Origin of the sequence: Mycobacterium sp. PO1 (assembly GCF_017312405.1) — a bacterium.
Lineage (GTDB): Bacteria > Actinomycetota > Actinomycetes > Mycobacteriales > Mycobacteriaceae > Mycobacterium.
On sequence record NZ_BLTG01000082.1, the window covers coordinates 25435 to 34373 of the forward strand.

Sequence of the window (8939 nt, forward strand, 5' to 3'; positions counted from 1 at the left end):
AACCTGCAGTTCAGGCGGTTTCTGGGAGTTCCCCAGAGCCAGTTCCCAAACTGCGGATTCCGTAGTAGCGTGAGCGGCCTGGTGACGTCATCGGCTTTGAGAAACCTAGGGCCCGTTTCCTGACGGCAGCCACAGTGCGAATCACAGATTCCGACTGAGGGAGGCCACCATGCCCTTTCTTGAATCATCGGCCGACCCGGGCACGCAGCGGGTGTTCCGCCCCGATCCCCGGGCGTTCGCGCTGCGCGAAGAGCACCGCTGGGCCACGTTCTCCACGGCCCAGCATCCCCCCGACACGGTCGTGGTGACGATCCACGGCGAGATCGACGCATCCAACAGCGCCGCACTGGCCCGCTACGTCGAGCGTCGTCTCGGTGCAGCCGAGAAGCTGGTGCTGGACCTGCAGACCGTGCAGTTCTTCGCCGCGTCCGGTTTCGCCGCGCTGACCCACCTCAACGTCATCTGCGAGCGCGCCGGGGTGCGCTGGTCGGTGCTGCCCGGCCCGCACGTGGACAGGCTCCTGCGGGTCTGCGATCCGCGCCGGGAACTGCCCGTGGACCGGTCAAGCGTCCATAACCTGCGCACACCCCCGCGCGATCGCCAACTCCTCGTTGGTGGGAATCACTAGCACCGTCGTCGGCGCCCCCTCGGGCGAGATCCTCCGGGCCGCGCGGCTCGGGCTGTCGTTGAGGTGCTCATCGAGTTCGATCCCGAACGCGGTCAACCCGGTCAGCGCGTCCCGGCGCACCGCGGCGTCGTTCTCCCCGACACCGGCGGTGAACGTGATCACGTCGACGGTGCCGAGGATCGCCAGGTAGGCCCCGATGTACTTGCGCAACCGGTGGATGTAGGCGTCGTAGGCCAACCGCGCGGCCGCACTGTCCTCACCGTCACCGGAGTCGATGCGTTCGTGCAGCACCCGGAAGTCGACCTCACCGCCCAACCCGCGCACCCCGGAGCGGCGGTTGAGCATGGTCTCGATGTCCTCGACGCTCATGCCGGCGGTACGCCACAGGTAGAAGATCAGGCCGGGGTCCACGTCGCCGGAACGGGTGCCCATCACCAGGCCCTCCATCGGGGTCAGGCCCATCGAGGTCTCGACCGGCCGGCCTCCGACGATCGCCGACGCCGACGCCCCGTTGCCCAGGTGCAGCACGATCTGGCTCAGTGTGTCCGTGCCGACGCCCAGGAACGCCGCTGCCTGCTCGCTGACGTAGTGGTGTGAGGTGCCGTGGAAGCCGTACCGGCGCACGTGCCACTGCTCGGCGATGTCTCGGTCGATGGCATACGTCGCCGCCGCGGGCGGCAGGTCGTGGAAGAACGCGGTGTCGAACACCGCGATGTGCGGGAGATCGGGCAGCGCCCGCCGGGCCACCTCGATCCCGAGGATGGCAGGCGGATTGTGCAGCGGGGCAAGGGGGGCGAGCTCCTGCAGCCGGGCGATCAGCGCGTCGTCGACGACGGTCGGCTGGTACAGGTCGGGGCCGCCGTGCACCACCCGATGCCCGACCGCCTCGAGACCGAGGCTGTCCAGGTCGTGCCCGTCGTCGGCCAGCGCGTCGAACACCACCTGCATCGCGGCGGCGTGATCGGCGACGCCGCCCTGCTCGACGTCCTCGCCGATGCGCTCGACGATGCCCTCGGCCACCAATGCGCCCGAATCCGGTTCCAGCACCGCATACTTCACCGAGGACGAGCCGGAGTTGAGGACCAGCACCGAGCGGGTCATCGCAGGATCCCCTGCGCCTGGATGGCGGTGATCGCGACGGTATAGACGATGTCCTCGACCAGTGCGCCGCGGGACAGGTCGTTGACCGGCTTCTTGAGCCCCTGCAGCACCGGGCCGATGGCGATGGCACCCGCGCTGCGCTGCACGGCCTTGTAGGTGTTGTTGCCGGTGTTCAGGTCGGGGAAGATCAGCACGGTCGCGTGGCCGGCCACCTGCGAGTCCGGCATCTTGGTCGCCGCCACCGACGGCTCGACGGCGGCGTCGTACTGGATGGGCCCCTCGACGAGCAGCTCGGGTTCGCGGCTTCGCACCAGTTCGGTTGCCTTCCTGACTTTCTCGACGTCGGCTCCGCTTCCCGACGTACCGGTGGAATAGGACAGCATCGCCACGCGGGGCTCGATGCCGAACTGGGCTGCCGTGCGCGCCGACGAGATCGCGATGTCGGCGAGCTGCTCGGAGGTCGGGTCCGGCACGATGGCGCAGTCGCCGTAGGCGAGCACCTCGTCGGCCAGGCACATCAGGAAGATGCTCGACACCGTCGAGACGTCCGGCAGGGTCTTGATGATCTCGAAGGACGGCCGCACCGTGTGCGCGGTGGTGTGCCGGGCACCGGAGACCATGCCGTCGACCATGTCGTTGTAGACCAGCATCGTGCCGAAATACGAGACGTCGTGGATGGTCTCGCGGGCCTGCTCCACCGTCACGCCTTTGTGCTTGCGCAGCTCTGCGTACTGTTCGGCGAACTGGTCACACAGTTCGCTGCGGCGGGGGTCGAGCACGGCGGCCGCCGACAGGTCCACCCCGAGCTCGGCGGCGCGGGCCCGAACCTGGGCCTCCTCACCGAGGATGGTCAGGTCGGCGACGCTGCGCTGCAGCAGCCTGCCCGCCGCCCGCAGGATGCGGTCGTCGTCGCCTTCGGGCAGCACGATGTGCTTGCGGTCCGCACGCGCCCGGTCGAGCAGCTGATAGGCGAACATCTGCGGGGTTACCACCGACGGTATCGGAATCGCCAACTGCGTCAACAGGTCCGCGGTGTCGACATAGGTGTCCATCAGCGTCAGCGCGGTGTCGACCTTGCGGTGCGATCCGGTGGTCACCCGTCCCCGCGTCGACGCCACCCGGCCGGCCGTCTCGAAGGTGCCGAACCGGGTCTCGATGATCGGCAGGCGCAGGCCCAACCCGGCCACCAGCGCGGCGATCGAGGGATGCAACCCGAGGCCCCCGTTGAGGATCACGCCCGACAGCGACGGAAAGCCCTCCGCGGCATGGGCGCTGAGCACGGCCAGCACGACGTCGGAGCGGTCCCCGGGGGTGATGACTGCCACGCCGTCGGTGAGCCGCTCCAGCACGTGCTCGGCGGTCATGCCCGCCACCAGCACGTCACGAACCTCACGGCTCAGCAGCTCCGGGTCGCCCTGCAACAGGCTGCCCTCGACCGAGGTCTGCAGCTCGGCGACCGACGGCGCCACCAGCAGCGGCTCCTCGGGCAGCACGTAGCTCTTCAGGTTCTTCAGACCGGCCGGCTCGCGCTGCTGCAGCGCGTCGGCGATCTCGGCCATGCGCTGCGGGTCGCTGCGGTTGACCACCACGGCCGCGGTGTGCGCGTGCTGGGCCGCGATCTCATCGACACACACCTCGACCAGCTTGACGATCTGGTCGGGGCTGCGGTCACGTCCCTTGACGGTGAGCACGACCGGGATACCGAGGTTGGCGGCGATGCGGGCGTTCATCGACAGCTCGCTGGGCGTGGCGACGTCGGTGTAGTCGCTGCCCACCACGACGACGGCGTCGCACTGGTCGGCGACCTGGTGGAAGCGGTCGACGATGTCGGCGATCGCGGCGTCCGGGTCGGCGTGCAGCTGCTGATAGCTCACCCCGACGCACTCCTCGTACGGCAGGCCCGCCGTGGTGTGGTCGAGCAGCAGCTCCAGGATGTAGTCGCGCTGTTCTCCCATGCGCGTGATCGGCCGGAACACCCCGACCTTGGCCGCGGTGGCGGTCAGCCGGTGCAGGATCCCCAGCGCGACGGTCGATTTTCCGGTGTCGCCCTCAGGCGACGCCACGTAGATGGCGGATCTCGGGGCAGCAGGCACACGTCAAAGCCTGCCGTATCGGCCTCCGCGGGGCCACCCTCGCCCCACCGTCGTTCAACTGGCCGTCATGTCCACCGGCACCGCGACCGTGGCCAACAGGCCACGGTGGTCGGCGCCGGGGACCGTGACGGTGCGCGCCGACACCGCGGAGGCGTGCTTGATCAGGACGTGGTCGATCCCGATCACCGGGGGCCACCGGCCGCGACCCGGGTAGGTGCGGGCCAGGCCGGCGCCCGCTTCGGCGGCAGCGTCGCCGTAACCCTGCTGCAGCAGTTCGCGGAACGGCGCCATGTCGGCGGTCGCGTTGAAGTCACCGGCGACGATGACGGCGCCTGCCCCGGCCGCGCGGCCGAGCTCGTCGAGGGTCGCGGGAAAGGCGGCGATGTCGTCCAACCACTGGTCGATCGGCTGCGGCCACGGCGCGGCCAGGTGCACCGACAGCACCGTGGTGTCGACGGCCACGCCCGGGATGCGGATGCGGGTGCCCAGCATGGGCAGTGCGTATCCGTCGATGCGGCCCGACTGCACGATGGGGTGCCGGCTCCACAGCCCGATCCCCGACGCCCGCGGCGCAGGCAGGATCACCCGGTGCGGGAACACCGCGTCCATGCCGGCCGCAGTCAGCCCGTCGGCCGCGGACTGGGTCATCTCCTGGACCGCGACGACGTCGGCGGCGTCCCGCGCCAGCGCCACGAGGGCCGCGGGGTCCGCCTGTCCCATCCCGAGATTGGTGGTCAGCACACGTACGTCGGCCACGGCCTGCTGCGGCTGCTGCGCCGGGAGGTAGCGGGGCGCATAGACCCACACCGAGGCCGCGGTCAGCGCCACCGCAAGCAGGGTGAGCAGCCAGCGCCGACCCGCCGCCAGCAGCAGCACGGCCACCGGCGCGGCGGCGGCGAGATACGGCGCTGCGGCGGCCAGCACCAGACCGGGATGCGCCGAGATCGTCAGATGCCGTGCCGCGACAGCCACCGCCCCGACCGCCAGGGCCAGCAGGCCCAGCACGGTCGCGAGAAATCGGATCATCTCGCTGCGGTCTGGCTCAGGCCAGGCGCCGCAGCCTCGGCTCGAGGTCGCGCTTGAACAGTTCCAGGAAACGCATCTGGTCGTGGCCGGGGGCGTGGAACACCAGGTGGTTGAGACCCCAGCCGACGTAGTCCTTGACCTTGTCGACGGCCTCGTCGGGGTCGGAGGCGACGATCCACCGCTTGGCGACCTGCTCGATCGGCAGTTCGTCGGCGGCCTTCTCCATCTCCATCGGGTCGTCGATGCTGTGCTTCTGCTCGGCCGACAGCGACAACGGCGCCCAGAACCGGGTGTTCTCCAGCGCGAGTTCGGGGTCGGTGTCGTAGGAGATCTTGATCTCGATCATCCGGTCGATGTCGTCGGCGTCGCGGTCGGCCTTGTCGGCACCCTCTTTCACCGCCGGGATGAGCTTGTCCTTGTAGAGCTCTTCACCCTTGCCGGAGGTGCAGATGAATCCGTCGCCGGCGCGCCCGGCGTACTTGGCGACGACGGGTCCGCCGGCGGCGATGTAGACCGGCACGCCGCCTTCGGGGACGTCGTAGATGGAGGCGCCCTTGAGCTTGTAGTACTCGCCGTCGAAGTCGACGCGGTCGCCGAGCCACAGCTCCCGCATCAGCCGCACCGATTCGCGCAGCCGGGCGAAGCGTTCCTTGAACTCGGGCCATTCGCCCTCGTAGCCGGTGGCGATCTCGTTGAGCGCCTCACCGGTGCCGACACCGAGGAAGATCCGCTGCGGGTACAGGCACGCCATCGTCGCGAAGGCCTGGGCGATGACGGCCGGGTTGTAGCGGAACGTGGGCGTGAGCACCGAGGTGCCCAGTTTGAGGCGCTTGGTGCGTTCGCCGACGGCGGTCATCCAGGCCAGCGAGAACGGTGCGTGGCCGCCCTCGTGGCGCCAGGGCTGGAAGTGGTCGCTGACGGTGGCGGTGTCCATGCCGTGGTCCTCTGCGGCGACCGCCAGTTCGACGAGTTCACGGGGCGCGAACTGCTCCGCCGACGCCTTGTAGCCCAGTTTCAGTTCAGCCATACCTATGTTTCTACACTCGCCAGATGGCACCGGTTCTGACAGCCGTCACCGACCACGTTCATTTCGCCCAGACCGACCTGGTCAACTGGACGCTGGTGACCGGCGACGACGGGGTGATCCTGATCGACGCCGGGTTCCCCGGCAGCCGGGCCGACGTGCTCGCCTCCCTGGGGGAGCTCGGCTTCGGGGTGACCGATGTCCGCGCGATCCTGTTGACCCACGCCCACATCGACCATTTCGGTACCGCGATCTGGTTCGCCCAGACGCACGGCACCCCGGTCTACTGCCACGCCGACGAGGTGGGCCACGCCAAACGCGAGTACCTCGAGCAGGCGTCCCCGCTGGCGGTGGCGGCGCATGCGTGGCAGCCGAGGTGGCTGCGGTGGTCGGCGGCGATCATGCGCAAGGGGGCGCTCACCCACGCCGGTATCCCGAGCACGCTGGCGTTCACCGAGGACCTCGGTGCGGTCCTGCCCGGCGCCCCGGTCGCGGTCCCCACGCCCGGGCACACCGGCGGGCACTGCTCGTATCTGGTCGACGGGGTGCTGGTCGCCGGGGACGCGATCATCACCGGGCATCCGGTGGCCTCGAGGCCGGGTCCGCAGCTGCTGCCGTCGATGTTCAACCACGACGACGCGGCCTGCCGGCGCAGCCTGTCGGCGTTGGGCATGCTCGACGCCGAGGTGCTGCTGCCCGGGCACGGGCCGCTGTGGCGGGGCCCGGTGCGGGACGCGGTGGACGAGGCCACCACGGCGAAGCCGTGAATCAGGCCAGCGTGTCGTAGCCGAGCAGGAAGATCGCGGTCAGGCACAGACCGCAGGCGATGACGATGGCGGGCATCAGGATCATGGTGTCGAGTTCGTCGTCGTCGAGCACGTCGTCCTCGAACCGGCCGAACAGCACCCGGGCGATCCCGGTCCGGCGGAACAGGTGCACCAGCCGCCGCACCGGGGCGGTCTCACGCCAGCGGCCGACGAACATCCGGGACAGCCCGCCGAACAGGAAGATCAACGCCGCAGCGGCGAGCATCAACCACCCCACGGTCGCCTGCGACACAGAGCAACCCTATCGGTCGGGCCCGGCCGTGCCCACAGCCTTGACGAACGCGATCGGGTAGACCTCTTCGGCAGGCAGCGGCTCGGCGAGCCGCTGATACCCCAGCGACAGGTAGAGCGCCTCGGCCTCGGGTTGGCGGTCTCCGGTGGTCAGGTAGATCCGCGAGTACCCCCGGCGGACGATCTCGCCCTCCAGGTGGCGCACCAGGTTCTGGCCGTGTCCGCGGCGACGGTGCCGGTGGTCGGTCCAGATCCGTTTCAGCTCGGCGGTGGTGTCGTCGAACCGGCGGAAGGCGCCACCGGTGACCGGCTCGTCGTCGAGCAGCCCGATGAACAGGCCGCCGTCGGGCGGGTCGAATTCCTCGCTCGGGTAGGACCGCAGCCAGGTGTGCACCCGGGTCCGGTTGCCGCCGTAGCGCTCGGCGTACTCCACGGCGAGCTCGTCGATGAGCGGCGCGGCCAGCGGGTCGTCCTGACCGACCGCGACGAAGCGCAGCTGACCGACCGCAGGTTCGGATGTCACACCACCATTTAACGCAGCGCGACCGGCGCTGTTCCGAAGGCACCTAGAAAGGCGGGGGGTCGGCATCCCAGCGACGCTTGTTGACGCCGCGTTCCCAGTTGATGCGGTACGCGCGGTCCTGGGCGCGAGTCCGCTGCCGAGTCGGCATCGCCAGCCTGCGAGTCGGGTCTCCTGACTGCGGCGCTTCGGGGATGGCCCCAGAGATGGTCAACGTCTCGGTCGGTGTCGCCAGCTGCGGGAAGAACAGGGAGCCTTGTGGTTTGGTGGTGTATCGCCGCCCGGACGGGGAGACGAAGATCATGGTGCCGTCCGGCAGTTGTCGTTCACGCCAACCGTCCGGGCCGCTGAAGAAGGTTTTGATCAGGTGGTGGGTCCTGCAGTAGAGCTTGCAGTTCGACGGGTGGGTGGGCCCGACCGGGTGGGGCACGGTGTGGTCGATGTCGCACCGCTCGGCGGGCACGGAGCAACCCGGCCACCGACACGTCAAATCGCGGCAGCGGAGGAAACGCGTCATCGGAGCCGAGGGGCGGTATTGCGGTTCGGCACGCAGGTCGCTGGCCTGCGGCACTGTCTTGATGCGCGCTGTGCGGGCAAGGGCGGAGACGACCTCGGCGGTCACCGCACCGATGCCGGGCTGATATCCGGGTCGTGGGCCCTCACCACGGACCGTGGCCTGTTCGGCGATCACGTAGACGACGCTGTCGACGGTTTTCGGCGCTACCTCGGGGCCGGCCGGGCAGTCGGCAGATCCGCAGAGACACTCCATCACGGTCTGGCCCCGCGACAATGCGCCCACCGCGTCGGCGCGGCGTTGACGCTTCGTGCGCGGGTCGTCGCGACACACCGTCGCGGCCAGCTCGTCGAGCCGCCGGTCGAACGCCGCGCCGTCCAAACCCCTGATATTGCCGGATATCTCGGCGGTCCCACCGTTGCCCGGGTGAACGTCGACATGCCGGTCGGCGTCACGGTGCCGACTGATGCGTAGCGCCTCAGGATCGACGTCGAGGACCATCCAGTCGACGAGCTCGGCAATTCGGTCCCGGGACAGGCGGTTCCAGTGCGGCGCCCGCCCGGCAAGCTCGGCATCGAGCACCTGCAGGATCTCTGGATCAGTGATCAGGCCGGTGCGAAAATCGATTGCCGTGATGATCCGGTAGTCGACATCACCGTCCCAGAACACCTGAGCGAGCTTGGGAAACCGCTCCAGCAAGTTCTTGCCGTACTCCATCTGCGCTGACGCGCGACCCCTGCTGATGCCCAGCTCCGCACCGACCTCGGCGGCAACCGCCTCCCAATTGTCGATGCACCACTGCTGCTCATCCTCACCCGAGACGGCGATACGCCGCTGGCAAAGCCGGCCGGCCGCGATCAGCCGGCGTGCGACCGCTCGACGCTCACCTCGCTGGGCGTCCGACATGGCGGCGAGCAATTCCGCCTCACCGACGCCGGCCAATTTGTCGAACATGTGTGGCGCTCCTAGTGTTCT

At 69.3% G+C, this 8939-nt stretch carries 9 protein-coding genes; 2 read left to right on the plus strand and 7 right to left on the minus strand.

Annotated elements, in window-relative coordinates:
- The first annotated feature begins 169 nt into the window (after positions 1 to 169).
- Positions 170 to 628 (plus strand): STAS domain-containing protein, encoded by a 459-nt coding sequence (locus J3476_RS23350; RefSeq protein ID WP_207068714.1) that lies wholly within the window; start codon positions 170 to 172, stop codon positions 626 to 628.
- On the opposite strand, the gene J3476_RS23355 is transcribed toward J3476_RS23350, so the two are convergent.
- From J3476_RS23355 to fgd, 4 genes are read right to left on the minus strand one after another with little or no spacing between them, the layout of a single operon-like run.
- The gene (locus J3476_RS23355) at positions 563 to 1729 is read right to left on the minus strand and encodes an acetate kinase (protein WP_207068715.1); all 1167 of its coding nucleotides are present in this window, start codon (positions 1727 to 1729) and stop codon (positions 563 to 565) included. The two genes, J3476_RS23350 and J3476_RS23355, sit on opposite strands and share 66 nt — an antisense overlap.
- On the minus strand, positions 1726 to 3822 hold the full coding sequence (pta, locus tag J3476_RS23360; RefSeq protein ID WP_207068716.1) for a phosphate acetyltransferase: 2097 nt from the start codon (positions 3820 to 3822) through the stop codon (positions 1726 to 1728). The genes J3476_RS23355 and pta overlap by 4 nt, the downstream gene beginning before the upstream one ends.
- A 54-nt stretch (positions 3823 to 3876) precedes the next feature.
- Complete coding sequence (locus tag J3476_RS23365) at positions 3877 to 4848, minus strand: endonuclease/exonuclease/phosphatase family protein (RefSeq protein ID WP_207068717.1); 972 nt, start codon at positions 4846 to 4848, stop codon at positions 3877 to 3879.
- Positions 4849 to 4864: 16 nt separating this feature from the next.
- Positions 4865 to 5875 (minus strand): glucose-6-phosphate dehydrogenase (coenzyme-F420), encoded by a 1011-nt coding sequence (fgd, locus tag J3476_RS23370; RefSeq protein WP_207068718.1) that lies wholly within the window; start codon positions 5873 to 5875, stop codon positions 4865 to 4867.
- A gap of 23 nt (positions 5876 to 5898) precedes the next feature.
- Here fgd and J3476_RS23375 point away from each other — a divergent pair, with 23 nt between their 5' ends.
- Positions 5899 to 6639 (plus strand): MBL fold metallo-hydrolase, encoded by a 741-nt coding sequence (locus tag J3476_RS23375; RefSeq protein WP_207068719.1) that lies wholly within the window; start codon positions 5899 to 5901, stop codon positions 6637 to 6639.
- 1 nt (position 6640) lies between these two features.
- On the opposite strand, the gene J3476_RS23380 is transcribed toward J3476_RS23375, so the two are convergent.
- The 3 genes from J3476_RS23380 to J3476_RS23390 are packed head-to-tail and all read right to left on the minus strand — an operon-like array spanning position 6641 to position 8918.
- Positions 6641 to 6904 carry a hypothetical protein gene (locus tag J3476_RS23380; RefSeq protein ID WP_207068724.1) on the minus strand — a complete coding sequence of 88 codons (264 nt, stop codon included), beginning with the start codon at positions 6902 to 6904 and terminating at the stop codon, positions 6641 to 6643.
- A gap of 36 nt (positions 6905 to 6940) precedes the next feature.
- Positions 6941 to 7453 carry a GNAT family N-acetyltransferase gene (locus J3476_RS23385; RefSeq protein ID WP_235682451.1) on the minus strand — a complete coding sequence of 171 codons (513 nt, stop codon included), beginning with the start codon at positions 7451 to 7453 and terminating at the stop codon, positions 6941 to 6943.
- Positions 7454 to 7496: 43 nt separating this feature from the next.
- The gene (locus tag J3476_RS23390) at positions 7497 to 8918 is read right to left on the minus strand and encodes an HNH endonuclease signature motif containing protein (RefSeq protein ID WP_207068725.1); all 1422 of its coding nucleotides are present in this window, start codon (positions 8916 to 8918) and stop codon (positions 7497 to 7499) included.
- Between the last annotated feature and the right edge of the window lie 21 nt (positions 8919 to 8939).

Coding starts and splice junctions, on each gene's coding strand:
- J3476_RS23350 (WP_207068714.1), top strand. CDS start 170: ATGCCCTTTCTTGAATCATCGGCCGACCCGGGCACGCAGCGGGTGTTC.
- J3476_RS23355 (WP_207068715.1), bottom strand. CDS start 1,729: ATGACCCGCTCGGTGCTGGTCCTCAACTCCGGCTCGTCCTCGGTGAAG.
- J3476_RS23365 (WP_207068717.1), bottom strand. CDS start 4,848: ATGATCCGATTTCTCGCGACCGTGCTGGGCCTGCTGGCCCTGGCGGTC.
- fgd (WP_207068718.1), bottom strand. CDS start 5,875: ATGGCTGAACTGAAACTGGGCTACAAGGCGTCGGCGGAGCAGTTCGCG.
- J3476_RS23375 (WP_207068719.1), top strand. CDS start 5,899: ATGGCACCGGTTCTGACAGCCGTCACCGACCACGTTCATTTCGCCCAG.
- J3476_RS23380 (WP_207068724.1), bottom strand. CDS start 6,904: ATGCTCGCCGCTGCGGCGTTGATCTTCCTGTTCGGCGGGCTGTCCCGG.
- J3476_RS23390 (WP_207068725.1), bottom strand. CDS start 8,918: ATGTTCGACAAATTGGCCGGCGTCGGTGAGGCGGAATTGCTCGCCGCC.